A 26,294-nucleotide genomic window follows, 5' to 3' on the forward strand; every position below is an offset into this window, starting at 1 on the left:
CCCGCGCCGTCCACGCCGCCTCCTCCAACTCGTCTGTCTCGGCAGTTAGTTGAAGCAGAGCGTACGCCTCGGCCACGCCGTCGCCGTCCCGGTCCGCGGGGACCCCGTCCGGGGAGATCCCGACGACCGTGCGGTCCGTCGGCCCGGGCAGCTCGGCCGGCGGGAGATTCCCGGTGCGGGTGCCGAGGACGGCTGATGAGCGTCGGTCCTCTTCTCGTTCGGGCCCCCGCGAAGTCCCCGCGACGCGGGGCCTCGTCGCGGGGCTGCCCGGGCCCGGCGGCCATCACTGCGTACACCTCGCTCACGGCCGCGTGCACCACGACCAAGTGCCCGTCCCCTCGCGCCCCGCGTGATGTGTCATGGCCGCAAGCATGGAAGCCCCGTCACCCCGCACCCATCCGGCGACCGCCGGATCCACCCCCGCCGAGTGGCTGACCACGTCCCAGCGCCGCGGCCCCCGTACCGGCCGGACACCCACCGCCGACCGGGAGGGCGGCACCCGCCGACCGGGAGGGCGGCACCCGCCGACCGGCGGGGCCCCGACCGAGGCCTTCGAGTCGGCCGGACACGCTCGGACGGCGAAGGGCACCGGTTCTCACCATCCGGGCCTCTGTTTTCAGCCACCGGCTGATCCTTTATCCTCCCGGCTACGCGCTCACGTGTATCAGCAGCCCCACCTGCGCTGTAGCGCCCCACCACCCCCACGCCGAAGTCGTGCGTCCTGTGTCTGTGGGCCGAAAGGGCTGCGAGTGATGTCCGAGGGTTCTGGTTCCGTGTCCGCAAGGGCGGGGGCGCGTCGGCGGCGCCGTGGGCACCGACGGCGGCGGGTGGGGGCCACCGCGGTGGCGACGGCCATCGCCGCGGCGACCGGCGGGGTGTACGCGCTGACCGCCGAGGCGGCGGTGACCTGTACGTCCCCCGTGTTCAAGCGGCAGTTCTTCGCGAACGTGTCCTTCTCCGGTACGCCGCAGAAGACGGACTGCGACAGTGCCATCGACCAGGACTGGGGCACGGGCGCGCCCGCCGCGGGGCTGCCGAGCAACAACTTCGGGGTGCGGTGGAGCGTGACACGCGACTTCGGCTCCGGCGGGCCCTTCACGCTCAGCGCGTCGGGACTGGACGGCATCCGGGTCTACCTCGACGGCGAGTTGCGGATCAACCTGTGGACGAACGTCTCCACCACGGTCTCCAAGAGCGTCAACGTCACCATTCCGTCCGGCCGTCACACGCTGCGCGTCGACTACGTCAACTGGACCGGCTCCGCGAAGGTCAAGTTCACGTACACGCCCCGGACCTCCGCCTCCGTCGACACGGTCAAGCCGCTCACCCCGACCGGGCTGACGGCCACGTACACGGACAGCACGCAGCAGACCCGGCTGGCCTGGTCGAAGAACAAGGAGATGGACCTCGCGGGGTACCGGGTGTTCCGGCAGGTCGCGGGCAGCGGGGCCTGGAAGCAGCTGACTTCGTCGACGGGGACCACGGCCACCTCGTACACGGACACCCCGCCCGCCACCGGCGAGCAGTACGAGTACCGGGTGGCCGCCTTCGACAAGGCCGGGAACCTCTCCTCCACGACCGCGTCCGCCACCGTCACGAGCTTCGCCGTCAGCACCCCGAACGGCTTCACGGCCGTCGGCACCGATGCCGGCGTGGCACTGTCCTGGGACGCCGTGCCGGGCGCGGTCCGCTACCGGGTGGTCCGTCTGACCGAGGGACAGCTCGGCATCTACTGGCTGCCGACCGGCACGTCGCTCACGGACACGAGTGTGGCGCGGTCCGCCGACCACACGTACAAGGTCGCGGCGGTCGACGCCGGCGGCCGGGTCACCGCCTACACGACCGGCGTGCTCACGCGTCGGCTGGTCGCCGCGCCCAAGGACGTGAGGGCGTTTCCGGAGACCAGCGCGGTCACTCTGACCTGGCGCATGGACGAGAACGACGCCACCGACGGCGACTACCGGGACTTCCGGGTCTACCGCTACACCGGTACGGGCACGGAGCGGACCGAGGTCACCGACCGCTGTGACCCCTGGACGCGCACCCTCGCCGACGGGACCGTCCAGCACCTCTGCACGGACTTCTCGGCAGGCACCACCACCGCCTACCGCTATGTCGTCACCGCTCACGACACGTACGGGACGGAGTCCGTCCCGAGCGCCGAGGTGACGGCGACCACCGGCACGGACACGGCGGGTCCCGCCGCCCCGGCCTCCGCGAGCGCGGTCGCGGGCGAGCCGGGGAACGTCCTGCTGACCTGGACGCCGGTCACCGATGCCGACCTCGACCGCTACTCCGTCCTGCGCGGCACGACCGTCACCGAGGACGGCTCCGCCGTCTGCTCCGACCCGGTCTTCCTCGCCAAGGCCGACGTGGCCGCGACCTCGTACCAGGACACCACCGCCGTCGCCGGCACGCCCTACTGTTACGTCGTCCGGGCCGTGGACTTCGCCGGGAACGCCGGCCCCGGGGCCACCGCCCACAGCGGCTGACCGGGGGCGGTCACGCCGCCACCGCCGCGATGACGTCCTCCAGGTCGTCCACCGCCGCGCGCACGCCCTCCGTGAGGAGGACGGCGGTGGGATTGAGGAGGATCTCGTCGACACCGGCGGCGCGGTAGCGGGCCAGCGTGGCGGCGATCTCCTCCGGAGTGCCGGTGACGACGACGTCGGCGCGGAGCAGTTCGGCGGCGGAGTCCGGGCCGTCGGTGTCCACGCCGGCGCGGCGGAGCATGTCCGCGTAGTGCGGGGCGCCCAGGTGCGCGCCCGCGGCGGCCCGGGCCAGGTGGCGCGGGTCGCGGCCCGTCCTGGTGACGGCGACGTGCACGGCCGTCGCGATCCGGGGACGCCCGGTGCGCCCCACCTCGGCGGCGCCCGCGTCCAGTTGGGGTACGAGCACGTCCCGGACGTACGTCGGCGGGGTCATCCAGGTGATCGCCACGTCCGCCGTCGCGCCCGCCGTGCGCGCCATGCCGGGCCGGAGCACCCCGGCCCCCACCTCCACCGGCGCGTGCGGCCCGACCGGCGGAAGCTCGGCGTGCAGCCGGTGGTACGGGCCGTCGTACGCCACGCTCTCGCCGTCCAGCAGGGCCCGCACGGACCGGACGTAGTCGCCGACCGCCGTACGGGGGCTGCGGTACGGCTCCGGTGCGAGGCCCTTGGCGAACTCCGGCGTGCCGATGCCGTACCCGGCCACCACCGGCTGCCCGGTCAGCAGCGCCAGCGAACGGGCCTGGAGCGCCGCCTCGTAGGGGTGCCGCAGCGGCAGCAGGGTCACCGCGGTGCCCACGGGCACGGTGTGGCCCTGCCCGGCCAGATGGGCCAGCACCTGGTGGGGTTCGGCGCGGAAGGACTGGCAGAGCCAGAGCCGGCGGGCACCGGTACGGGCCACGGACATGGCGAAGGGGGCGACGAGTTCGGGGTGGTCGGGCTGGAGGGGGTAGAGGACGGCGGGGAGGTCGTTCGCCGGTGTCAGGGGGCCCGGCACGGCCGCCTCGTTCGCCGGTGTCGGGGCTTGCGTCGCAGCCGCCTCGTTCGCCGGTGTCGGGGCTTGCGTCGCAGCCGCCTCGGTCGCCGTCGTAGGGGTCTGGGTCGCGTTCGGCCGGGGTTCAGGGGTGGTCATCGGGGTCCTCATGAGGGGCGGTGGTCGAGGGTGGCCACGAGGGTGCGGGACGGGTCGAGGTAGTGGGCGGCGGCCTCGGTGACACGGTCGTCGGTCACGTCGGCGAGGGCGTCGGGGTAGGTCGTCAGCCAGTCCACGGGCAGCCCGCCCGCCACGAAGCCCGCCAGGGCGCTCGCCTCCTCCGCACGCGTGGCCAGGGCGAACCGGGTGAACCCGGCCGCGTATCTGCGGGCCCGCCGCACCTCCTCGGGGGTCGGACCGCCGTGGGCCAGCTCCGCCAGGCAGGCGGTGACCTCGTCGGCCAGCCGGTCGCCCGTACCGGGGGCGCCGACGCAGTCGATCTCCAGCCAGCAGCCCGCCGCGTTCTGCCGGATGCTCGCGTCGACCGCGTACGCCAGACCGTGGCGTTCCCGCAGCCGCCGGGTCAGCCGGGAGGAGGCGTGGCCGCCGAGGACGACCTGGGCGAGGTGCAGCGCCGTGTGCCCCGGCTCGGGCGCCGGTATCGCGGGGCCGGCGGTGAGCAGCAGGGCCTGGTCGGCGTCCGGGTCGTGCAGGGCGAGGCGTCCGGGGGCGGGCTCGGGGCGCGGGAAGGGCGGCAGGACGAGACCGGACGGTCCCCCACCGGTCCACTCCCCGAACTCCGCCCGCACTGCGGCCTCTGCGTCCTCGGGTTCCGCCCCGCTCATCACCAGCAGCACGGCGCCCTGCGGGACCACGGCCCGGCGGTGGAGCGCGCGAAGGTCCACAGGGGCCGCCCCGTCGGGGGCGTCGTCGACCAGGGGGTGCGGCGCGCCGAAGGCGCGGCGGAGCTGGGCCCGGCGGAGCGTCGTACGGGGGCCGGCCGGGCGGGGCCCCGACGTCGGCCGCTGATGGCCGTCCCGCGTGAGCGTCAGCGGGAGGGCGGGGCGCAGCACCAGATCCGCGAGGAGTTCGAGCGCGGCCCCCAGCCCCTCCGCCAGCACACTCGCCGACAGCACCAGCTGCTCCGCGGTCACCACCGCGCTGAACTCCCCGCCGAGGTCGGCGGCCCGGTCCGCCACGGCCTGCCGGTCACGGGTCGTCGTGGCCGTACCGAGGTGCGCGGCGAGCAGTTCCTGGGCAGCGGCGAGACCGGGTTCGGTGCGGGCGTAGGGCAGCACGAGCCGGATCTCGGCGAGAGGGGCGCCCGGCACGGTCACGAGGACCATGTCCAGGCCGTTGGGGAGGACCGTGCGGAAGGTCTCGGCCGTTCTCATGCGGCGGCTCCTTCCAGGGGGTGGATGGTTCCGGGTGCGGCCAGCAGGGCCCGCGCGGCCCTCGACACGTCGGCCGGGGTGACGGCGGCGAGTTGGGCCGGGAGCGCGTCGGGGGTGGCGTGCGGGAGGAGCAGGGCGGCGCGGGCGTGGGTGACCGCGCGGGCCGGGAGGGAGTCGGACTGACGATGGCAGCCGGCCCGCAACACGCTCGCCGTCCGCCGCAGTTCCGTCTCCCCCGGTGGGGCGGCGGCCAGCTCGCCGAGCAGCTCCAGCCACCGCCCGACGACCTCCTCCACGCCGGCCCCCGGCACCCTGCCGAGCAGCACCAGCGCGAGGTCGGGGGCGGCGGAGGCCAGCCACTGGCCCTGGTAGCCGCAGTGGACGGTCGCCGCGTCCAACTCCGCTGCCCGAGCCACCAGTTGGGGCAGGCGGCTACGGCGGAGGAGCTCGCAGAGGACGACTTGGGCGACGTACAGCCGGAAGTCGCCGCGCGGATCGGCCAGGGCATGCCCGACGGCCACACCGTCACGGGCGTACGGGACGGCCGCGCCGGGGGTGGGCCGGTGCGGGGAGGCCGTCCGGAGGGCGGGGCCCCTGGGAGCGGGGGGCTGGGGAGTGGCGGTCCGACCGGTCCCGAGTTCCGGGAGTGCCCCGAGCTCACGGAGTGCCCCGAGCCCCCCGACGGCCTCGAGCTCCCGGACGGCCCCGAACTCCCGCTCCACCAGCTCCGCCACCCGCCCGGCGTCCACATCGCCCACGACCGACAGCACCGCCCGCTCGGGCCGGTGGTGCTGCCGGAAGAAGGTCGCGGCCTCCTGCGCCGTCACCCCGGTCAGCTCGGCCGTCGTGCCGTAGGCGTGCCGGGCGCCCGGGTGGAGGGCGGCCAGGACCGTGTCCCAGAGGCGGGCGCCGGCCCCGGCAGCGCGGATCTCCTCGGCGACGACGGCCGTCTCGGAGCGCACGGTGGCCGGTGCGGGCCGGAAACGGAGGAGACGGCGGGCCTCCAGGCCCAGGACGTCGGGCAGGGCGTCGGCCGGTACCACGGTGTGGAAGACGGTGTGGTCGCGGTGGGTCTCGGCGTTGCACATCCCGCCGGCCTCCTGCACGAGAGCGACGAAACCGGCACCCTCCCCACCGGTGCCCTCCCCGTCGGCGCCTGCTCCGCCCCCGCCTGCGTTCCCTCCCGCGTCGCCGTGTCCGTCGCCCCGGGGGAACATCAGGTGCTCCACCAGGTGGGCCATCCCGTGCCGCCCCGGCGGATCGTCGTCGCCCCCCGCGGCCACCGTGAGGGCGACCGCCGCGAGGCCGCGGCCGGGGATCTCCTCGGTGACCAGCCGGAGGCTCATCGCAGGGGCCGGTACACGGAGACGCACATCTTCCGGCTGTCGCCGCCGTCGAAGGGCTGCTCGCGCCAGCCGGAGTAGCGGGCGGAGAGTTCCAGGCGGGCGATGCCGGCGAGGAGGTCGAGTTCGCTGGGCCACAGGTAACGCATCACGGTGGTCGCGGACTTGGGGGCCTCACCGTCGAGGAAGAGCGTGTTGTGGATCATCATGTTCTGCGAGGCGGGCAGCACGCCGATCGACTCGATCATCGCGCCGCGCCCGTCGATCGGGTACGTGCTGATCTCGTTCTTCTTCTGGACGTGGTAGTCGCTGGGATCGAACGTCTCGATGACCACATGCCCGTCGGGCGCCGTGTGCCGGGCGACGGCGTGCATCAGGGCGATCTGCTCGTCCGGGGCGACGGCGCAGCACAGGGAGTTGAAGGGCGCGAGGACGACATCGAAGGTGCGGCCCAGATCGAGGGCGGCGAAGTCGGCGTGCACGGGGGTGATCCGGCCTTCGGGGTCCTTGCGGGCCAGTCGGGCCAGCATCCCCTCGGAGGAGTCGACGCCGTGCACCCGGAAACCCTTGTCGGCGAGCGGCAGCGCGACCCGGCCGGTGCCGACGCCGAGTTCGAGGACGCTCGCGCCGGGCGCGGTGAGGGTGAGGAGGAAGTCGGCGATGTCCTCCAGATCGGGGGTGGCCGGGTAGATCTCGTCGTAGACCTCGGCGAGCGCGTCGCTGTACGCCGTGGTCAGGGCGGTGCCGAGACCGGCGCCGGGCTCGACGGCGCTGGTGTCCGCGTTCGTGCCGGGGCCGGTGTCGGCGTTCGCGTCGGCGTTGGCGTCGGGGCCGCCCGTGCCGGCCACCAGGGTCTCTTCTGTTGCCACGCTGGTCGTCATCGTCCGCCTCCGGAGCGGGTGTCGAGGTTGTTCTGGGGGTGCAGCGGGTCGATGCCCGCCTCGTGGAAGGCCCGTACGACGTACGCCTCACGGCTGGCGTCGCCGTCGGACAGCGCGTGGGCGATGAGTCCGCCGGCGAGGGCGAAGGCGCGGTGCTGGCCGAAGCTCATGCCGTCCTGGCCGGGGCGGGGGTCCTCGGGGTCCCAGGCGGCGGCGACCCCGGGGGCCAGTTCCTCGGTGAAGACGGAGGTGCCGTCGCCGGTGAGGGTGCCCGCGTGGGGGGCGACGGCGGTGGCGACCGCGCGTTCACCGCGGCGGTGGTCGCCGTGCAGGTAGACGACGACGGAGTCCCGGCGCGGGAAGTCCTGCGGGTCGGAGAGGACCTTCGCGTGGTACAGCGCGCCCGCCTCCTCCAGTGCGCCGAGTGCCGTGCCCCACAGGGCGACCGCCGCGTCCGCGTCCCGGGCGTGCAGGAAGAGACGGCGTACGGGGCCGGCCGGGCGGGGCAGGGGGCGTGAGCCCATGACGTAGAAGAAGCCGGGGGAGAGCGCGGGGCGCGCGGCCTCCAGGGCGAGTTCGACGATGTCGCCGGGTGCGGGCGGGTCGGCGGGGGTCAGCAGCCGCTCGGCCGGTACGCGGGCGGTGACCTCGGGGAGGCGTACCACGAGCTGGTCGCCGTCGGGCCGGTGGAGCACCTCGACGAGCCGGCCCCGGGTGGGCGTGGTGGTGTGCGGGACGGCCGCCGCGAGCCGCGCCTCCAGGGCGGGGTCGCGGAGCGTACGGCGGGGCGGCGGGCCCTCGGCCTCAGGGCCGCCCCGGCCGCGGCCGGCGTGCAGCTCCTCGTACAGGGCGTTGGTGAGGCGGCCCCGCAGGTCACGGGGGCTGTCGGCGGTGACGGTACGTCCGGCGACGGTGGCCTCGCGCGCCCCGGGCGCCACGCTGACGCCGCCCAGGGCCGCGCGGAGCCGCGGTGCGAGGCCCCGGTGCCGGGCGTCGGGGGAGGCGCCCGACACCGGGGGGTCCAGGAGGGAGAGAGCGGTCATCGGTGGCTCCCGTTCGGGTGGTCGGGGTTCGGGCCGGGCGTACGGGCGGCTGCGGCCGGGGCGCGCGGCACCGTGCGGGCGGCGACGGCGGGGCCTCGGCACGCCGTGGCGGCGGCCGGTACCGGGGCGCAGCGCGCCATGGCCTCGGCCCCGGCGCGGGCGGTGGTCGTCATCGGTCGGTGCTCCCGTCCGGGAGGGTCAGGCCCAGCGTCCGGGCCGCGCCCGCCGGGTCCAGGAGGACCGTGCGGCCGATGCCGGCGGCCGCACGGGCGACCGGGTTGAGCGTGGCGTGGGACTCGGCCGTGGCGATGAGGCGGTCGTACATGTGCCAGCCGGCGTAGGCGGCGGCCCGCTCGGGGAGCCCGGAGTCGGGCGTACGGCACTCCAGGTAGCCCTGCCAGAAGGCGTGGACGCGCGGCAGATGGCGGCGCAGGCTCGCCGACCCCCGCCCGATGATCTCCTCGTGCGTGAGGCCGAACCCGGCTCCGGCGCCCCGCCGGTCGTCCCCGGCCTCGCCGGTCGGCGCGAACACGGAGTACGTCGCGTGGAACAGCCACTCCCCCGCGAACGCCCCCACGTCCCGCGCCGGATCGGCCAGCCGGAACTCCTCCCAGTCGCACAGGTACAGCGGGCCGTGGCCCTCGTCGGCGCCGATGAACTGGTCGAAGCGGAGGTCGCAGTGCGTGGGCGCGTGCGGCACGGTCGCCTCCCGCTCCCGCAGCCGGGCCAGGACGGCCACGACCTCTGCGTCGTCCTGGACGAGCTGCCAGGCGGCGATCTGCGCCATGCTGCGCTCCTGGACGGCGCTCCAGGGCAGGGCGCGCAGCCAGGCCAGCGGCGGCAGCGGCGCCTCCCCGGTGTCGATCCCGTCCCCGGCCGGCAGCGCGTGCAGCGTCCCCACCGCACGTCCCGCCGCCCGGCACAGCTCGTCGTCGAAGTCCCCGTCCAACGCCAGCTCCGCCCCCGACCGGGCCCCGGGCACCAGCCGGTGCACGGTCACCCCGGCCGCCGGATCCGCGCCCAGCAGCTCCGGTGAACGCAGCGGCGAGCCGTCCGGCAGCCACCGGACCGCCAACTCCTCGAAGCTCAGGGCGCGTTCCAGTTCGGGGCAGCCGCCGTCCGGCAGCGGGGTCACCGTCTTGACGAAGACCTGCTCCCCGGTGGTGGTCGGGCCCGCCCAGTTGTCGTTGCGGCCCCCGAAGGCGGTGACCGCCGACGCGTCCAGCCGGCCGAGTCCGAGCCGCTCCAGCAGGGCGTTCACAGCGGGCACGGTGCCCAGTTCGGTGGGCCGGTAGCGCTGCCGGGTGCGCACCGGCTCGGGCGTGGCCGTCCCCGTAGGTGTGTCGGTGGTGATCGTCATCGTGTCGTGGCTCCCCCGGGGACCGCGCGGCGGCCCTCCTCGTCGATCAGGTCAGCGATGAAGGCGGTGTAGTCGGCCAGTTCGTCGCTCCAGCCGCAGTACGCGGCGAAGTCCCGCATGTGCGCGGCGATCCGCAGCACCGCGGCGCGGGCCGCGAGCTCCCGGTCCGCGCCCGGCCCGTACGCGTCGAGCAGGACGGCCGGCAGGTCGACGCCCGCGTCCTCCCCCCACACCGGTACGGCCCAGGCGAGTTCGGCCAGATCGCCGAGCAGCCAGCCGAGGTCCAGTTCGGGCCGGGCGGCACCCAGGTCCTCCCCCGTCAGCAGCGCCACCGGACCCCGGCTCAGGGGTGGGATCAGCGCGCCGAGCGAGGCGAAACCGTGCACGAGGACGAGACCGTGACCGTCCCGGCCCCCGCGTTCGTTCCCGTCGCCGTCGCCGGACGCGGGGACGGGCGCCACGACCTCGGCGCACCAGGACCGGAGCGTCGTGAGGCGGGCGGGGCCCCACACCCGTACGGCGTGTTCCCGCAGGCGCCGCACGGCGGCGAGGTCACCGCCACCCCCGTCCGTCCCCTCGGCGAACCACCGCAGTCGGGTGAGCGTGGGCGGCGGCGCCCCGGTCGGCGCGGGCGTGGCGTGCAGGTCCCGCAGCGCCGCGCCCGCCGCCGCGAGCGCGTGCGCGGCCAGCCGCCGGGCCGCCGGCCGCGGATCGCGGAGCCAGGCCGCGGCGGAGTACGGCCCGTCGGCGAGGTAGGCGAGCCCGTCGCCCGAGGGCAATGGGGTGACCAACCGGGCTCCGGCGGTGTGCCGGGGGACGTGTGCGGCGAGGGGCGCCGTCGGCGGGGCCGCCCGCCGTGATCCCGCCCCGTGCCACCACTCGTGGCGTCCGTCGGCCGTACGTCGTACCCGGGTGCGCTGGAGCCCGGTGCCGAACTCTGCGACACGGTCCTCGACTTGCTCCGTGTATGCCGTCTGCGCCGCCTGTGCCGTCCGTACGGTCACTCGTCCTCCCCCTCCGCCCGCCGGGCCCGCGCGTACGCGCCCACGCACAGGCCCATCAGCTCGGACAGCGGCAACGACCCGCCGTCCTCCATCTCGCCCGTGCTCGCGCTGACGGCGGGCACGGTCGGCGCGACGACCACGCCGGGGCGGTCGCGCAGGATGTCGAGATGCCCCTGCACCACGGGGCTGAGCTGCGCGCCGGGCGGCAGCGACGGGGCCACGCCCACGAGGGCGGACGTCGACTGCAGGGCGCACAGCAGCGGTGTGTCGGTGAGGCCGAGCGCGTAACGGCTGAGGAAGTGCATCGTGGCCGGGTGGACGAGCACGAGGTCGGGCCAGCGGGCCAGTTCGACGTGCGGGACGGTGCCGGGCGCGGCCTCGTTCCAGTCGTCGGTGACGACCTCCCGCCCGCAGAGCGCGGATATCGCGTCCGCCGAAACGAATTTCCGGGCGGAACGGGTCAGCACCACCCGTTTCTCCATTTCCGGAAAGGTGTTGCCCAGCCAGTTGATCCAGAACGGCAGGAATGCCACGCTCAGCGCGCCGGTGCCCACGAGGAGCACCCGGCGGAATCCGGGATCCGCGACTCCTGTGGGGTCCATTCCCGCCTCCTTGCACATGCTTATCGGTGTGTGTCGCGTGTGTCGCGTTGCCCGGGGAGGGGCCGATGGCCGGCACCGGCCCCTCCCCGCGGGTCACTGCTCCGGTCGCCCGGTCGTCAGCACTTCTTCTCGATGGTGCGGGCGGTCAGCGAGCCGAGGGCCGCGGCGCACTGCTGCGAGGAGCGGGCCGTGATGATGGTGGCGCGGATCGCCCACGGGATGGTCGGGCTGAACGCGGGCGCGGCGTCCTTGCCGTCGTACAGGCCCAGCTCCTCGGCGGAGGTGTAGGCGGTGTAGCCCTCGAACAGGTCCTTCTCGTTCTGCGTCGACTGCATGAGTCTCTCCTTGATTCGTGGTGCGGGATTTCGGCATTCCGAATTCCCGGCCGCCTTGCGGACTTTCCGGCTTTTCGGCCGGTGCCGCTCGGCGACGAGATAACTATGGCCCGCCGAAAAAGCCGCTCGCCATTGTCAGTTGCGGCATGACCGCACCCGGCATGACCGCACCCGGCATGACCCGAACCGGCATCGCCGTGCCCGGCATTGCCGCAACCGCCAATACCGCCGGCCCCGCCCGTACGCGTAGAAAGTCCAGGGTGAACACACATGACTCCGCGAGGCCCGAGCCTCCGCCGCCCCAGCCGGCCCGCCCCCCGCTCCGCGCGCTGCTCGCCCACGCCCGCCCGCACCGCAACGTGCTGCTGCTGGTCCTCGTTCTGACGCTGGCCGGCAGCGCGGCGGGGCTCGCGCAGCCGATGGTCGTGGAGTCGTCGTTGACGGCGTTGATGACCGGCGGCGACCTGACCCACGAACTCCTGCTGATGCTGGCCCTGCTGGCGGTGTCGATCGCGCTCACCTGGACCCAGGCGCTGGTGAGCGAGCGCACGGCGGAGAAGGTCGTGCTGCATGTGCGCCGAGGACTGATCCACCGTCTGATCCGGCTGCGGACAGCCGAGTTGGACAGGACGGAGCCGGGCGGCCTCACCACCCGGGTGACCTCCGACAGCACGCTCGTGCAGCACGCGGCGACCAGTGGTGTGATCCAGCTGCTCGACGGCGGTATCCATCTGGTCGCCACCATCGTCCTGATGGGCATGACCAGCCTGCCGCTGCTCGGCATCACCTCCGGTGTGCTGCTGGTGGTCGGTGTCGCGATGGGCGTGGTGATGCCGAGGATCCGCCGGGTGACCACGCGCGCGCAGACCTCGGTCGGCGAGATCGGCGCCGCCCTCGACCGCGCGCTCGGCGCCGCCCGCACCGTGAAGGCCAACGGCGGCGAGGCGACGGAGACCGCGCGGGCCGTGGCCGCCGCCGAGGACGCCTACCGGGCCGGTCTGACCGGCGCCCGCTACCACGCGACGATCGCGGTGCTGTCCGCGCTGGTCGTCCAGGCCTCGTTCCTCGCGGTCATCGGCTTCGGCGGCGCCCTGGTCGCCACCGGCGCCCTCGACCTGGCCGCGCTGATCGCCTTCCTGCTCTACCTGTTCAACCTGGGCGGCCCGGTGCTGTCCCTGGTCGGCGGCACGACCTCGCTCCAGCAGGGCCTCGGCGCGCTCACCCGCATCGAGGAGGTCGAGCGGATGGAGATCGAGACGGACGTGGACGAGACCCCGGCCCGCCCGGTCGGCCCGCCGCCGCGAGTGACCCTGGAGAACGTCACGTTCGCCTACCCGGGCCGCGCCACCACCCTCGACGGAGTCGGCCTGGTCGCCCCGGCCGGCGGTGTCACCGCCCTCGTCGGGCCCTCCGGCAGCGGCAAGACGACCGTCTTCTCGCTCCTCCAGCGGTTCTACGAGCCGGACGCCGGGCGCGTCCTCCTCGACGGCACGGACATCGCGACCCTCAGCCGCGCCGAGGTGCGCCGCCGGATCGCGTACGTGGAGCAGGACACCCCGATGCTCGCCGGCACCCTCCGCGAGAACCTCCTGTACGCCGCCCCCGACGCCGACGAGGAGGAGGTCGCCCGCGTGCTGCGGGACACCCTGCTCGACTCGCTCGTGGCCCGGCTGCCGGAGGGCCTCGACACCCAGGTCGGCGCCCGCGGTCTCGCGCTGTCCGGCGGGGAACGCCAGCGCCTCGCCATCGCCCGCGCACTGCTGCGCCGCCCCCAGGTGCTGCTGCTCGACGAGGCGACCGCCCACCTCGACGGTCTCAGCGAGACGGCGCTGCGGCACACCGTGGAGCGGGCCGCCGAGCACTGCACGGTGCTGCTGATCGCCCACCGGCTGTCCACGGTGACCTCCGCCGACCACATGGTGCTGCTCGCCGGCGGGCGGGTGCGCGACCATGGCCGGCACGGGGAACTCCTGGGCAGGGACGAGCTGTACCGGGATCTCGCCGCCACCCAGCTGACCGCCACGGGAGCGTGAGAACCCCGCGCTCCGTCCTACCTGACGTACTGACCGCCGTCAGACCCCCACAGTGAAGGAACACCGCAATGCCGAAGGACCCGGCCCCCACGACCTCGCTCGCCAAGAAGACCGACGAGGACGCGTACGACCCCCACGAGGACCACGCGTACGACGACTACGACGACCACGACGACGCGGACGCGTACGAGGAGAGCGGGCCCAGGCCCGTGGCCGAGCACGTCATCGAGGACGACCGGTTCGGCGCGCTCACCGTCCGGCTGGACGCCGAGCGGGGCGAGGTCACGGTGACGGGCGAGCGGGTGCCGAAGGTCGAACTGTGGCGGGCCGAGGGGACGGAGGGCGAGGACCACATACCGGTCGGCACCCGTGACGGTGCGCGGCTCACCCTGACCGTCGACGGCGAGGAGGCGGTGATCGACCCCGCCAAGGGCCGGCTGACCCGGCGCTCGTACCGCGTCGACGTGCGGTACGCGGAGCGCTCCTGGCGGCTGGTGCCCGACTCCATCCCGGGCAGCCGGCTGGTGCGGGCCGGGGCGTACCTCGGGGACTTCTCCTCCGACGGCGACGGGAAGGTCCTGGTGGAGTGGCGCGAGGACGCCGAGCCGGAGGCGCTGGACGCGGCCCTCGGCTACGCGCTGGCCGCCGCGTTCGGCACGGGGGCCCAGCCCCTGTGGATGACGGCGATCGAGATGGTCGGCGACCTGCTGCCCGGCTGACGCCACGAGGGCTGTCCCGTGATTCCCGGTGGGCGCGCGTATGACGGGACAGCCCCTGGACACACGACGCAGAGGGCCCTGCCGGTACTCCCCAGTACCGGCAGGGCCTCATGACGTCCCCCGCGGAGGTCAGCCGCAGGTTCCCCTGATGTCGTCCGCGTACAGGTGCGAGACGATCGCCGCCTCGAACCGGGACTTGAGGTCGAGCTTGCGCACGATGCTGGCGGTGTGGGCCCGCACCGTGCGCTCCGCGATGCCCAGACGGCGGGCGAGCCAGCGGTTCTGCTCGCCCGTCGCGAGCAGCAGCAGGACCTCCCGTTCGCGGTCGGTCAGCGCGGAGAAGTCGAGCGCGTCCTCCTGTACGACAACAGCCATGTGTGTCCCCCTGGTTGTGTTCGGTCGTGTCGGCTTCCCTCGGCTCGTGGCCGGGGAATCCGTGCGCATCCATCGGTTCGTGTCCGACGTGCATCGGTTCCTGTCCGACGGGTTCCAGCCTGCCAAGCGCTTTCGGCCAGATCCCGTGCCGCGGGGCGCAGCTTGCTGCACCGGCGCGGCACCATGCTGCGAGCGAAACTTTCGGCCAACGCCGTTCGTTCGTGTCCTGGCCCGGGCTCGTCCGTCACACGTTCGCCACACCTTCCACGGTGTGCCGCCGTGACCGGGCGAAGCCTTGACCAACGCATTACTCTGAGTCCCGATCATTTCGGTGGATTCCGTATCGCCGTGGCCCCGACCAGCCACACCCGCGCGATACCGGCCACCGGCCCGGGCCGTACGGGAAGAACACGGGGGGAAGGATGAACAATGCGGGCAGCATGGGCCTGCTGGGGCTCACCGCGATGGAGGAGCGCGTCTACCGGCACTTCCTGAGGAACCCGGGGACCACGACGGAGGACATCCACCTCCTGCTCCACGCGTCGCAGGGCGACGTCGAGGCGGTGCTGCGGCGGCTGACGGAACTGGGCCTGCTCCGCCGCACGGAAGGGGCGGCTCAGGACCCGGCCGCCGCCGAGAGCGGGACCGCAGGCACCCTGACCGCGGCGGACCCCGAGGTGGCCGTCGGTCTGCTCACCGACCGACGGCTGAGCGAGCTGCACCACGAGTTGCAGCAGGTGACCCGGCCTCGTCACCTCGTCGCCGAACTCCGCGCCGAGCAGGGCGCCCACACCCAGGCCGGCGGCGGCGTGGAGCGGATGACGAACCTCGCGCAGATCCGCGACCGGATCGACGACCTGGCGTTCTTCGCCCGCAAGGAGATCCTCTCCGTCGAGCCCTACCGGGCGCTCACCCGGGAGAACATCGCCCACGCGCGGCCGCTGGACAGCCGCTGTCTGCGCCGGGGGGTCCACATCCGCAGCGTGGTCCTCAAGGACGCCCTGGCGGATCCGGCGACCGCCGCCTATCTGCGCGAACTGAACGCGCAGGGCGCGCGGATCAGGGTCGCCGCCGACATCGCCGAGCGGGTCCTCGTCTACGACCGGCACACCGCGCTGGTCCCGGCGGACCCCTCGGACACCTCGCGGGGCGCGCTGGTCGCACAGGAACCAGGTCTGGTGGCCAGCATCCTGGCCCTCTTCGAGAAGATCTGGGACCAGGCCACGGACCTCACCGATCTGCTCGGCGCCCCGGAACCCGACACCGAGACCCTGAGCCCGATGGAGCTGGAGGTCCTGAAGTCGATGTGCCGGGTCACCAAGGACGAGATCGGAGCCCGCGAACTCGGTGTCTCCCTGCGCACCTACCGCCGGCACGTCGCCGACGTCCTGCGCACCCTGAACGCCAGCAACCGTCCGCACGCGGCCCTGCTGGCCAGGGAGCGGGGCTGGATCTGACCCCGCCGGTCAGGGCGCCCCGGCGGCCCGCCAGCTGTGCAGGGCCGGGTCGTCGAGGGCCTCGGTCAGCCAGTCCCGTACGGCGTGGGCCGGCGAACCGGACGGGGGCCGGATCCGAAGGTGGATCCGGCCCCCGTCCTCGTCGAGTCGCCAGGCGTGTTCCCAGCCCCCGGGCAGTTTGCCGAGGACCCTGATCACGGCCGTCGCCGCCGGTGCGTCACCGGGCGCCCTGCGGACCAGCACCAGTTCCCGGAACTCCCCGTCCCGGAACGTCCCGTCCTGGAACTCCACGGTCGTCATCCCGTCCGTTCGTCCCGCCGGCTCACTGCCAGCCGTTGACGGACAGCGCGACCGACGGCCCCGACTTGGCGGCCACCGTCACTCCCAGCGGCAGCGCCATGACGAGCGCGAGCGCCGACAGTGTCCTGATGATGCGTGTGTTCCCCGTGTTCCCCGTGTTCTTCATGACCACGACTCTGCCAGCGGGCACACCCCGTCTGAAGGCTCCGCGATGTCAGGATGCTGCACCGGGCAGGACACTTGCTGCCAGGCACTTTGCTGCCAGGTCCCGGCTCACGGACGGCTTCTCAGTCCGAGGTCTGCTGCCGCTTGGGCCGCCACACCACCAGCGCGCTCGTCCGCTGCGCCTCCTGGTAGGGCACCAGGTCACGCCGGTACGAGGCGTGCACCGCGGCCTCGCGCTGCTGCATCGCCGCGGCGGCACCGTCGAGCGCGGTCTCCAGCTCGACGACCCTCGCCTGGAGGGCCGCGACCTGGTTCTCCAGCTCGATGATGCGCTTGATGCCGGCCAGGTTGATGCCCTCGTCCTGTGACAACTGCTGGACCGTACGCAGCAGTTCGATGTCGCGGGCCGAGTAGCGCCGACCGCGCCCGGCGGTGCGGTCGGGCGAGACCAGGCCGAGGCGGTCGTACTGGCGCAGGGTCTGCGGGTGCAGACCGGATAGCTGGGCGGCCACCGAGATGACGTACACCGGTGTCTCTTCCGTCAGCTCATAGGGGTTTCGACGGCGGCCGGATGTGTCCATGGTGTGGTCATGCTCCCTTCGCGGCCTGGAACAGCTCCGCCCGCGGGTCCTCGCCCGCGGTCGCCTCGCGATACGCCTCCAGGGCGTCACGAGCCTTCCCCGAAAGGTCCTTCGGGACACTCACCTCGACCGTGATCAGCAGGTCCCCGCGGGTGCCGTCCTTACGGACCGCTCCCTTGCCACGGGCCCGCATCGTACGGCCGTTGGGGGTGCCCGGGGGCAGTTTCAGGGTGACCGGCGGTCCGCCCAGGGTCGGAACCCTGACCTCCCCGCCGAGCGCCGCCTCCGGGTAGGTCACCGGCACGGTCACCGTGAGGTTGTCGTCCTTGCGCCCGAACACCGGGTGCGCGTCGACGTGCACGACCACGTACAGGTCGCCCGCCGGACCGCCCCGCTCGCCGGGCGCGCCCTTGCCGCGCAGCCGGATCCGCTGCCCGTCGGCGACCCCTGCCGGGATGCGGACCTGCATGGTGCGGGACGACTTGGCCCGGCCGGAGCCCTTGCAGATGTCGCAGGGGTTCTCGGCGATCAGGCCCCGGCCCTTGCAGTCCGGGCAGGGGTCCGTCAGGGAGAAACCGCCGCCGGAGCCCCGCGCGACCTGGCCGGTACCGACGCACGTCGGGCACACCCGGGGGGTGCCGTCGGCGTCGCCGGTGCCCGAACACGCCTTGCACGGGGACTGCGAGGACATCCGCAGCGGCACGGTCGCGCCCTCGATGGCCTCGGTGAAGCTCAGCGTGACCTCGGACTCGATGTCCTGGCCGCGCCGGGGCTGCACCCGCGTGGTGCCGGAGCTGCCCCGGTTGAACAGGCCCCCGAAGACATCACCGAGCCCGCCGCCGAAGCCGCCCGCTCCCTGTCCGCCCTGGGCACCGCCTCCGAAGAGGTCGCCCAGGTCGAAGTTGAACGTGCCGCCGCCGGCGCCGGGGCCCGGACGGAAGCCGCCGTTGCCGAAGAGCGCGCGGGCGTCGTCGTACTCCTTGCGCTTCTTGGGGTCGCCGAGGACGTCGTTCGCCTCGGAGATCTCCTTGAACCGCTCCTCGGCCCTGGCGTTGCCCTTGTTGGCGTCCGGGTGGAACTCGCGGGCGAGCTTCCGGTACGCCTTCTTGATCTCGGCCTCGGTGGCGTCCTTGGGGACGCCGAGGACCTTGTAGTAGTCCTTCTCGATGAAGTCCTTGGTGCTCATCCCCGACGTCCCTCCTTCCCCTCGTTCTTCGCGTCGTCGCCGTCAGCCCTCGTCCGGGCCACCGCTCTCCTTGTCGTCGGCCGTCTCCGCGGACTCGGAGTCCGCCTTGACTGTCTGCGCCCCCGGCTGGGGTTCGGCCACGGCCACCCGCGCGGGGCGGATGGTCCGTTCGCCGATGCGATACCCCGGCTGGAGAATCGCCACGCACGTCGTCTCGGTGACGTCCGGCGCGTAGCTGTGCATCAGGGCCTCGTGGATCGTCGGGTCGAAGGGCTCGCCCTCCTTGCCGAACTGCTGGAGGCCCATCTTCGCCGCGACGGTCTCCAGCGACTCCGCGACGGACTTGAATCCGCCGACGAGTTCGCCGTGTTCCCGCGCGCGGCCGATGTCGTCGAGCACGGGCAGGAGCTCGGTCAGGAGGTTCGCCACGGCGATCTCCTTGACCGTGATCCGGTCCCGCTCGACCCGCCGACGGTAGTTCTGGTACTCGGCCTGGAGCCGCTGGAGGTCCGCCGTGCGCTCACCGAGCGCCGTACGCACCTGGTCCAGCTGGGCCGTCAGGCCGGCCACCTGGGCCGTCGCTGCCGTGTCCCCGGCCGGGGCCGCCCCCTCCTGGGGGGCGGCCTTCGGCTCGGCGTCCTCGGAGCCGGAGGGGACGTCGGGCTGCTGCGGCTGACCTTGCGGCTGCTGCTCGTCGAAGCCCGGGGTCTCCTCCGTCACGCGGCACCGTCCTTCCGGTCCTCGTCGACGATCTCGGCGTCGACGACGTCGTCGTCGGCCTTGGCGCCGGCGGCGGCACCCTCGGGGCCGCCCGCGGCCTGCGCGGCCTGCGCGTCGGCGTACAGGGCCTGGCCGAGCTTCTGCGAGACGGCGGCGACCTTCTCGGTGGCCGTGCGGATCTCGGCGGTGTCCTCGCCCTTGAGGGCTTCCTTCAGCTCGCCGACGGCGGCCTCGACCTCGGTCTTGATCTCGCCGGGGACCTTGTCCTCGTTGTCCTTGAGGAACTTCTCGGTCTGGTAGACGAGCTGCTCGCCCTGGTTGCGGGTCTCGGCGGCCTCGCGACGCTTCTGGTCCTCCTCCGCGTACTGCTCGGCCTCCTGGCGCATCCGGTCGACCTCGTCCTTCGGCAGCGAGGAGCCGCCGGTGACGGTCATCTTCTGCTCCTTGCCCGTGCCCAGGTCCTTGGCGGTCACGTGCATGATGCCGTTGGCGTCGATGTCGAAGGACACCTCGATCTGCGGGACACCGCGGGGCGCCGGCGGCAGACCGGTCAGCTCGAACATCCCGAGCTTCTTGTTGTACGCCGCGATCTCGCGCTCACCCTGGTAGACCTGGATCTGCACGGACGGCTGGTTGTCCTCGGCCGTGGTGAAGATCTCGGACCGCTTGGTCGGGATCGTGGTGTTGCGCTCGATGAGCTTGGTCATGATGCCGCCCTTGGTCTCGATACCGAGGGACAGCGGGGTCACGTCGAGGAGCAGGACGTCCTTGACCTCACCCTTGAGGACACCGGCCTGGAGCGAGGCACCGATGGCGACGACCTCGTCCGGGTTCACACCCTTGTTGGCCTCCTTGCCGCCGGTCAGCTCCTTGACGAGCTCGGCGACGGCGGGCATACGGGTGGAGCCACCGACGAGAACGACGTGGTCGATCTCGGAGAGGTTGATCCCGGCGTCCTTGATGACGTTGTGGAACGGCGTCTTGCAGCGCTCCAGCAGGTCCGCGGTCAGCTGCTGGAACTGGGCGCGGGTGAGCTTCTCGTCGAGGTGCAGGGGGCCCTCGGCGGAGGCGGTGATGTACGGCAGGTTGATCGAGGTCTCCGTGGAGGAGGACAGCTCGATCTTCGCCTTCTCGGCGGCCTCGCGCAGACGCTGCAGCGCCATCTTGTCCTTGGCGAGGTCCACGCCGTGGCCGGCCTTGAACTGCTGCACCAGGTAGTCGACGACGCGCTGGTCCCAGTCGTCACCACCGAGGTGGTTGTCACCGTTGGTGGCCTTCACCTCGACGACGCCGTCACCGATCTCCAGTAGCGACACGTCGAAGGTGCCGCCACCGAGGTCGAAGACGAGGATGGTCTGGTCGTCCTTGTCGAGACCGTAGGCCAGGGCGGCGGCGGTGGGCTCGTTGACGATGCGCAGGACGTTGAGACCGGCGATCTCACCGGCCTCCTTCGTCGCCTGCCGCTCGGAGTCGTTGAAGTACGCGGGAACGGTGATGACCGCGTCCGTGACCTTCTCGCCCAGGTACGCCTCGGCGTCCCGCTTCAGCTTCTGGAGGATGAACGCGGAGATCTGCTGCGGGTTGAACGGCTTGCCGTCCAGCTCGATCTTCCAGTCCGTACCCATGTGACGCTTCACGGACCTGATCGTCCGGTCCACGTTCGTGACCGCCTGGCGCTTGGCGACCTCGCCGACGAGCACCTCACCGTTCTTGGCGAAGGCGACGACGGACGGCGTGGTCCTGGCGCCCTCGGCGTTGGTGATGACGGTGGGCTCGCCGCCCTCCAGAACGCTGACGACGGAGTTAGTCGTGCCCAGGTCGATGCCGACCGCACGTGCCATGTCAATTCCTCCAGCTGACTTGAGTGGAACGGACTCAAGTGTGCACGACCCTCCCCGTCGGGTCAACAGACCTGAGTCGGGCGGGCTCAACTTTTATGTTTCACTTATCTGTAGGAGCCCTCTGAGCTGGGCGTATCCGAACCGCCCTCACCTCCAGCCCCACCTCGAAAGGCGGGTCCTCCATCGGCCGCACGACCTTGCGGACCGTTCCCGCTCCAGTGCGCGCCGGCGGCTCCGGCCGCCGGGTCGATCCGCCACAGCACCGGCCCCGACGGAGGAGGGCCCCTCCGTCCTCCGCCGGCAGACCCACCCCCTGCCCTCCGTCCGCAACAGCAGCCGGCCCCCACGACGGCGGCCGCTGCGCTTCCACCCGGAGCGAGCGCCGAGGAGGCCGTGGAAGCGGGGCGCGAGATCGGGCGGGCCAGGCGGTGCGGCTCTCGTAGGCGGCGTGCTCGGCGGCCGGTTCGGCGACACGGGGGATGCCCTCGGGGCGGGGCGGCGGTCGGTCGGGGCCGTGCCCTTCACCGCAGGTCGCCCTCCACCGTGTCGGACCGCCAGGCAGTCAGCCGGTCGGGGAGCGGGGCGGTGGAGGTCAGGACGTGGCGGGAGTAGGCGTCGCGCTCGTGGGTGAGGACGGCCGCCTCCCAGACGCAGGGGGCGAGGCCGGTACGGCCGGGCCGGAGTTCCTCCGGACGTCCGGCGGGGCCGGTGAAGATCGCCAGGTCGGACATGAAGCCCTCGGTCCAGGTGTGCACCAGGACGTAGTCGCCGTCCCCGCCCGCGTGCAGGACCAGGACGGCGAGCCCCAGGGACCCGCGCGCTCGGCCGAGCGCCAGATGCGCCTCGGCGACGCGGAGGGCGGCGGCCGTGTCCGCCTCGGTGACGGTGCGGCCCGGCGCCGTGAGTCCGTAGACCTTGACGAGGTGGCCCGAGAGCTCGCGGGCGCCCAACGGGCGTACGGGGCGCGGGTGATGCTCCTTGGCCAGCGCGAGCAGCGCGTCCGCGTCCACCGCCGCCGGGAGGTCGTGATCGTGTGCGGTCATGGAGCCATCATGTGCGGCAGCGCACGGGGCGAACCACGGGTTTCTCCCCTCATCTCCCTGCCCGCGCTCGGCGTTTGAGAGCCGCCGCACGGGGCGACCGGTCGGGCGGTCCCGGCGTCGGCCCCGTGGCGGAGACGACTTCGGGGAAGCCGCCGGCGACGGGAGGCCGGTCGTCGCCCGCCGGCGCCGGATCGGGCCGCCTGGGGCGGGACATCGCGCGCGTGCCACCGGTGGCGCCGAGCCCGTACACCCTCACCCGTGACAGCCCCGCTACGACGACGACCGCCGCGCCCACCACCCACCACGCCCCGCCCGCACTCATCCACAGCATGTGGACGGCGACCCCGACGGTGACCGCGGCCACCGCGCACACGCCCACCACGACCGTGACCCCCACCGGGGTGAGCCCGAGCCGGCGCAGGCGGTGCGGAAGGTGGTCGGGGCCGCTCCGCCAGGGTGCGCGGCCGGCCAGCCGCCGGGAGAGGAGAACGAGCACCGCGTCGGCGGTCGCCAGCGCGGTGAGCGAGAAGGGCGCACCGATCCCGACGCCGTGCACCGCGGCGTACGCGTACACCTGAACGGCGCCCCCCGCGAGCAGGAACCCGACGAACAGCGCCCCGCACTCCCCGGGCGCCACGCGGGCGGGCGGCCAGTTCCGCATCAGGAACCCGGTGAGCCCGGCGGCGAGCACGCCGCACAGTGCGGCCAGCCCGTCGAGCACCTCGGCGGCGGCGCACACGCTCAACCCGAACGCCGTGACGACCCCGACGACCCCGAGCACCCCGTCCGGACGCCCGAGCCCCTTGAACCCGTGCACGACGAACACGATCCACGCGACGGCGGCCACGCCCGGGAGGACACCGATCTCCTCGTACGGCACCACGAACGCCGCGGCGCAGGCGACGCCCACGGCCCTGGGCACCCACGGCAGACCCCGCAGGTCACCGACGAGCCCGAGCCCGCCCACCGCCGCGCCCGCCAGGAGCAGCCGCCCGGCCTCCTCCCCCAGCGGCGCGACCCCGCTCCATTCCCCCAGCCATGCCACACCGCCCACCCCGCAGACGAGCGCGACACCCCCCAGCAACGGCACCGGCCGCATGCGCCGCCGCTCCACGATCCCGAGCCGCTGCGCGGGCACGCGTACGGCCGCCGTCAACACGGCGGTGACCAGCAGGGCGGACGCGGCAGCGAGAATTCCGTATAGCACGGAACCAAATTAGGGGCAAATGAGGCGATTTCATACGAATAACACGATCGTTTCGAAACAGCACGATGACCCTGTCCGCCCATTCGGGGGACGGGAAGACGTTCCACCGATCCCCGCACCCCGGCCGCCCCGATCGCGGGCGGGATCACCCACCCCACCTGGGACCTCGCCCTCACGACCCTCCCCGGGCACCCCGCCCCCGGTCAGGCAACCCTCAGCGACGCAGATCACCGCGCCGCTGGCTACAGTGCGACAGGAGAAGTGGGTAGTCTCAGACGGACTGCATAAGTTACCGCTTAGTAATGACCCTCGCAGGCCCGAGGAGCCCCCAAATGCAACTCGCCGCGATCATCGTGTCGCTGGTACTGACCGTGGTCGGCGTCGCGCTGCTCGCACGCGCCATCGGTCAGTTCATCCGGTACTTCAAACTCGGCCAGCCGGTCCCGGCCGGCAGCCGTACGGACAATCCCTACCAGCGCAGTGTGACGCTGGTGCGGGAGTTCCTCGGGCACACCCGGATGAACCGGTGGGCCATCGTGGGCTTCGCCCACTGGTTCGTGGCGGTCGGCTTCCTGACGCTGCCGCCGACCCTCGCCCAGGCCTTCGGCCAGCTCTTCGAGGCCGACTGGGTGCTGCCGGTCATCGGCGGTTTCCTGCCGTTCGAGCTGTACATCGAGTTCATCGGCGTGATGACGGTGCTCGGCATCGCCACGCTGATCGTGATCCGGCTGCTGAGCCTGCCCTCGCGGGCCGGCCGCAAGTCCCGTTTCGCGGGCTCCAAGGCCGGTCAGGCGTACTTCGTCGAGTACGTCATCCTCACCATCGGTCTCGCCATCTACGTACTGCGCGGACTCGAGGGCGCGATCCACGACGTCGACCACTACGAGGCCGCGTACTTCGCCTCGTACCCGCTGGTCCTCGCCTTCAAGGGGCTCAGCCTCCCGGTCCTGCAGAACCTCGTGTACCTCACCGCGATGGTGAAGATCAGCACCTCGTTCATCTGGATGATCGTCGTCTCGCTGAACACCAACATGGGTGTCGCCTGGCACCGCTTCCTCGGCTTCCCGAACATCTGGTTCAAGCGCAACGCCACCGGTGAGACCGCCCTCGGCGCGCTGCAGCCGATGACCAGCGGCGGCAAGCCGATCGACTTCACCGACCCCGGTGACGACGACGTCTTCGGTGTCTCCCAGGTCGAGCAGTTCTCCTGGAAGGGCCTGCTGGACTTCTCCACCTGCACCGAGTGCGGCCGCTGCCAGTCGCAGTGCCCGGCCTGGAACACGGGCAAGCCGCTCTCCCCCAAGCTGCTGATCATGTCGCTGCGCGACCACGCGCACGCCAAGGCCCCCTATCTGCTCGCCGGTGGCGGCAAGACCATGGAGGGCGAGGAGAAGGCGTCCGAGGAGCAGCTGAAGGACGTGCCCGCCGCCGCCCTCGCGGAGGCCGAGCGGCCGCTGATCGGCACCGTCGAGGAGAACGGCGTCATCGACCCCGACGTGCTGTGGTCCTGCACCACCTGCGGTGCCTGCGTCGAGCAGTGCCCCGTCGACATCGAGCACATCGACCACATCGTCGACATGCGCCGCTACCAGGTGATGATCGAGTCCGCGTTCCCGTCCGAGGCGGGCACGATGCTGAAGAACCTGGAGAAGAAGGGCAACCCCTGGGGCCTGGCCAAGAAGCAGCGGCTGGAGTGGCTCAAGGAGGTCGACTTCGAGGTCCCGGTCGTCGGCAAGGACATCGAGGACCTCAGCGAGGTCGAGTACCTGTACTGGGTCGGCTGCGCCGGCGCCCTGGAGGACCGCGCCAAGAAGACCACCAAGGCGTTCGCCGAGCTGCTGCACATCGCGGGCGTGAAGTTCGCGATCATGGGCGGCGACGAGAAGTGCACCGGTGACTCCGCCCGCCGACTCGGCAACGAGCCCCTCTTCCAGGAGCTCGGCATGGAGAACGTCGCCGCGCTGAACCTGGCCTTCGGCGAGGAGATGGACGACGAGGGCAACATCACGCCCGAGTCGAAGAAGCCGAAGTCGGCGAAGAAGATCGTCGCGACCTGCCCGCACTGCCTCAACACCCTCGGCAACGAGTACCCGCAGCTCGGCGGCGACTACGAGGTCATCCACCACACCCAGCTGCTCCAGCACCTGGTGGACGAGGGCAAGCTGATCCCGGTCACGCCGGTCGAGGGCATCATCACCTACCACGACCCGTGCTACCTGGGCCGCCACAACAAGATCTACACCCCGCCGCGCGAGATCATCGGCAAGGTACCGGGTCTGCGCAACGAGGAGATGCACCGCCACAAGGAGCGCGGCTTCTGCTGTGGCGCCGGTGGCGCGCGGATGTGGATGGAGGAGCGGATCGGCAAGCGCATCAACAACGAGCGCGTCGACGAGGCCCTCTCCCTCAACCCGGACATCGTCTCCACCGCCTGCCCGTTCTGCCTCGTCATGCTGACCGACTCGGTCAACGGCAAGAAGGCCGCAGCCGAAAGCGGCTCCGCCGCGGGCGTCAAGCCCAAGGAGTCCATCCAGGTCGTCGACGTCGCCCAGCTGCTGCTGGACTCCGTCAAGACCCCGGTCACCGACGAGGACGAGCCCCCGGCGGGCGCGGCCGAGACGGAGAACGAGCCGGAGCCCCAGCCGGTCAAGTGACCGGGCGGCCCTCCGGCCCCGCGGCACCCCCGATGCCCCCGTGCTCCCCCCGAGCACGGGGGCATCGCCGTACCTCGCGGTACCGCGCGAACGCCTCACGGGCATCCGGCACGAACGCCGGGTCGTGCACCAGTCCGGCCAGCTCCGCCTCGCTCACCCAGTCGTACCAGGCGATCTCGGCGGGGTCCGGCCGCAGCGGGCCCGTGACCACCAGCTCGTGCAAGCCCAGCCAGTACGGGCTGATCACACCCGCGCACCGGAACCTCAGCAGGAACCGCGGGCGGCCCCGGACCCCCAGCTCCTCCTCCAACTCCCGCGCGGCGGCCTCCTCGTACGACTCGCCGACCCCGGTGGCACCGCCGAGCATCCAGTTGACCTGACCGGGAAAGCGCGACATGTCGTCGGGGCGGCGGTGGACCAGGTACCGGCCGGCGGGGTCCCGGCACACGACGGTCGCCACACGGTGCAGCCACCCCCGGCGGATCGCCTCCCCCCGCTCGACGACCCCGATCACCTCGTCGTCCTCACCGACCCGCTCCACCAGTTCGCCCATGCGCCCCACCCTCGCAGAGGGCACCGACAACCGTCC

The 26,294-nt window shown here is 72.8% G+C and carries 25 protein-coding genes; 5 read left to right on the forward strand and 20 right to left on the reverse strand.

The features are described from left to right. The first annotated feature begins 842 nt into the window (after window positions 1–842). Window positions 843–2,492: a fibronectin type III domain-containing protein gene (locus ACZ43N_RS16555; RefSeq protein ID WP_468098100.1), complete on the forward strand. Its 1,650-nt coding sequence runs from the start codon at window positions 843–845 to the stop codon at window positions 2,490–2,492. 10 nt (window positions 2,493–2,502) lie between these two features. Here the strand turns inward: ACZ43N_RS16555 and lxmJ are convergent, their stop codons facing one another. The 10 genes from lxmJ to lxmA all read right to left on the reverse strand — a co-directional run bounded on the left by lxmJ (window position 2,503) and on the right by lxmA (window position 11,424). Next, window positions 2,503–3,621, reverse strand: coding sequence for a F420-dependent peptide dehydroalanine reductase LxmJ (lxmJ, locus tag ACZ43N_RS16560; protein ID WP_468098101.1), 1,119 nt, complete (start codon window positions 3,619–3,621; stop codon window positions 2,503–2,505). A gap of 8 nt (window positions 3,622–3,629) precedes the next feature. Beyond that, window positions 3,630–4,856: a M16 family metallopeptidase gene (locus ACZ43N_RS16565; RefSeq protein WP_468098103.1), complete on the reverse strand. Its 1,227-nt coding sequence runs from the start codon at window positions 4,854–4,856 to the stop codon at window positions 3,630–3,632. Continuing rightward, on the reverse strand, window positions 4,853–6,202 hold the full coding sequence (locus tag ACZ43N_RS16570) for a M16 family metallopeptidase (RefSeq protein ID WP_468098104.1): 1,350 nt from the start codon (window positions 6,200–6,202) through the stop codon (window positions 4,853–4,855). Before ACZ43N_RS16570 ends, ACZ43N_RS16565 begins: the two co-directional genes overlap by 4 nt. Then, complete coding sequence (locus ACZ43N_RS16575) at window positions 6,199–7,080, reverse strand: class I SAM-dependent methyltransferase (RefSeq protein ID WP_468098105.1); 882 nt, start codon at window positions 7,078–7,080, stop codon at window positions 6,199–6,201. Before ACZ43N_RS16575 ends, ACZ43N_RS16570 begins: the two co-directional genes overlap by 4 nt. Further along, complete coding sequence (locus ACZ43N_RS16580; protein ID WP_468098106.1) at window positions 7,077–8,123, reverse strand: T3SS effector HopA1 family protein; 1,047 nt, start codon at window positions 8,121–8,123, stop codon at window positions 7,077–7,079. The genes ACZ43N_RS16575 and ACZ43N_RS16580 overlap by 4 nt, the downstream gene beginning before the upstream one ends. Then, a complete protein-coding gene (locus tag ACZ43N_RS16585) occupies window positions 8,120–8,296 on the reverse strand; it encodes a hypothetical protein (RefSeq protein ID WP_468098108.1) in 177 nt (58 codons plus the stop codon). Before ACZ43N_RS16585 ends, ACZ43N_RS16580 begins: the two co-directional genes overlap by 4 nt. Continuing rightward, entirely contained in the window at window positions 8,293–9,483 is a 1,191-nt protein-coding gene (gene lxmK, locus ACZ43N_RS16590; protein WP_468098109.1) for a class V lanthionine synthetase subunit LxmK, read from the reverse strand. Before lxmK ends, ACZ43N_RS16585 begins: the two co-directional genes overlap by 4 nt. Continuing rightward, on the reverse strand, window positions 9,480–10,487 hold the full coding sequence (locus ACZ43N_RS16595; protein WP_468098111.1) for a hypothetical protein: 1,008 nt from the start codon (window positions 10,485–10,487) through the stop codon (window positions 9,480–9,482). The genes lxmK and ACZ43N_RS16595 overlap by 4 nt, the downstream gene beginning before the upstream one ends. Next, window positions 10,484–11,089 carry a peptide terminal cysteine decarboxylase LxmD gene (lxmD, locus tag ACZ43N_RS16600; RefSeq protein WP_468098112.1) on the reverse strand — a complete coding sequence of 202 codons (606 nt, stop codon included), beginning with the start codon at window positions 11,087–11,089 and terminating at the stop codon, window positions 10,484–10,486. The genes ACZ43N_RS16595 and lxmD overlap by 4 nt, the downstream gene beginning before the upstream one ends. A gap of 116 nt (window positions 11,090–11,205) precedes the next feature. After that, entirely contained in the window at window positions 11,206–11,424 is a 219-nt protein-coding gene (gene lxmA / locus ACZ43N_RS16605; RefSeq protein WP_055513948.1) for a lexapeptide family class V lantibiotic, read from the reverse strand. Window positions 11,425–11,684: 260 nt separating this feature from the next. On the opposite strand from lxmA, the gene ACZ43N_RS16610 reads away from it, so the two are divergent. Beyond that, complete coding sequence (locus ACZ43N_RS16610; protein WP_468098114.1) at window positions 11,685–13,457, forward strand: ABC transporter ATP-binding protein; 1,773 nt, start codon at window positions 11,685–11,687, stop codon at window positions 13,455–13,457. A 68-nt stretch (window positions 13,458–13,525) separates the two neighbouring features. Then, on the forward strand, window positions 13,526–14,176 hold the full coding sequence (locus tag ACZ43N_RS16615) for a hypothetical protein (RefSeq protein ID WP_468098116.1): 651 nt from the start codon (window positions 13,526–13,528) through the stop codon (window positions 14,174–14,176). 129 nt (window positions 14,177–14,305) lie between these two features. On the opposite strand, the gene ACZ43N_RS16620 is transcribed toward ACZ43N_RS16615, so the two are convergent. Next, complete coding sequence (locus ACZ43N_RS16620; RefSeq protein WP_468098118.1) at window positions 14,306–14,551, reverse strand: helix-turn-helix domain-containing protein; 246 nt, start codon at window positions 14,549–14,551, stop codon at window positions 14,306–14,308. Window positions 14,552–14,973: 422 nt separating this feature from the next. On the opposite strand from ACZ43N_RS16620, the gene ACZ43N_RS16625 reads away from it, so the two are divergent. Beyond that, the gene (locus tag ACZ43N_RS16625) at window positions 14,974–16,008 is read left to right on the forward strand and encodes a helix-turn-helix transcriptional regulator (protein WP_468098119.1); all 1,035 of its coding nucleotides are present in this window, start codon (window positions 14,974–14,976) and stop codon (window positions 16,006–16,008) included. A 9-nt stretch (window positions 16,009–16,017) separates the two neighbouring features. Here the strand turns inward: ACZ43N_RS16625 and ACZ43N_RS16630 are convergent, their stop codons facing one another. The 8 genes from ACZ43N_RS16630 to ACZ43N_RS16665 all read right to left on the reverse strand — a co-directional run bounded on the left by ACZ43N_RS16630 (window position 16,018) and on the right by ACZ43N_RS16665 (window position 23,051). Continuing rightward, window positions 16,018–16,308, reverse strand: coding sequence for a hypothetical protein (locus ACZ43N_RS16630; RefSeq protein ID WP_468098120.1), 291 nt, complete (start codon window positions 16,306–16,308; stop codon window positions 16,018–16,020). Between the two features lie 22 nt (window positions 16,309–16,330). Then, on the reverse strand, window positions 16,331–16,474 hold the full coding sequence (locus ACZ43N_RS16635; protein ID WP_468098122.1) for a hypothetical protein: 144 nt from the start codon (window positions 16,472–16,474) through the stop codon (window positions 16,331–16,333). Window positions 16,475–16,595: 121 nt separating this feature from the next. Then, a complete protein-coding gene (locus ACZ43N_RS16640; RefSeq protein WP_468098123.1) occupies window positions 16,596–17,054 on the reverse strand; it encodes a heat shock protein transcriptional repressor HspR in 459 nt (152 codons plus the stop codon). Between the two features lie 7 nt (window positions 17,055–17,061). Next, on the reverse strand, window positions 17,062–18,240 hold the full coding sequence (gene dnaJ, locus ACZ43N_RS16645; protein WP_468098124.1) for a molecular chaperone DnaJ: 1,179 nt from the start codon (window positions 18,238–18,240) through the stop codon (window positions 17,062–17,064). A gap of 42 nt (window positions 18,241–18,282) precedes the next feature. Continuing rightward, complete coding sequence (gene grpE / locus ACZ43N_RS16650) at window positions 18,283–18,960, reverse strand: nucleotide exchange factor GrpE (protein WP_468098126.1); 678 nt, start codon at window positions 18,958–18,960, stop codon at window positions 18,283–18,285. After that, entirely contained in the window at window positions 18,957–20,801 is a 1,845-nt protein-coding gene (gene dnaK, locus ACZ43N_RS16655; RefSeq protein ID WP_468098127.1) for a molecular chaperone DnaK, read from the reverse strand. The genes grpE and dnaK overlap by 4 nt, the downstream gene beginning before the upstream one ends. A 521-nt stretch (window positions 20,802–21,322) precedes the next feature. After that, the gene (locus ACZ43N_RS16660; RefSeq protein ID WP_468098129.1) at window positions 21,323–21,844 is read right to left on the reverse strand and encodes a hypothetical protein; all 522 of its coding nucleotides are present in this window, start codon (window positions 21,842–21,844) and stop codon (window positions 21,323–21,325) included. Window positions 21,845–21,893: 49 nt separating this feature from the next. Continuing rightward, window positions 21,894–23,051 (reverse strand): MraY family glycosyltransferase, encoded by a 1,158-nt coding sequence (locus ACZ43N_RS16665; RefSeq protein WP_468098130.1) that lies wholly within the window; start codon window positions 23,049–23,051, stop codon window positions 21,894–21,896. A 332-nt stretch (window positions 23,052–23,383) separates the two neighbouring features. Between ACZ43N_RS16665 and ACZ43N_RS16670 the strand changes: the two genes are divergently transcribed. Further along, window positions 23,384–25,705 carry a (Fe-S)-binding protein gene (locus ACZ43N_RS16670; RefSeq protein WP_468098132.1) on the forward strand — a complete coding sequence of 774 codons (2,322 nt, stop codon included), beginning with the start codon at window positions 23,384–23,386 and terminating at the stop codon, window positions 25,703–25,705. Here ACZ43N_RS16670 and ACZ43N_RS16675 read toward each other — a convergent pair. Beyond that, complete coding sequence (locus ACZ43N_RS16675) at window positions 25,698–26,258, reverse strand: NUDIX hydrolase (protein ID WP_468098134.1); 561 nt, start codon at window positions 26,256–26,258, stop codon at window positions 25,698–25,700. The two genes, ACZ43N_RS16670 and ACZ43N_RS16675, sit on opposite strands and share 8 nt — an antisense overlap. Window positions 26,259–26,294: the final 36 nt, after the last annotated feature.

The sequence above is a fragment of the Streptomyces sp. NPDC030814 genome (assembly GCF_055572155.1).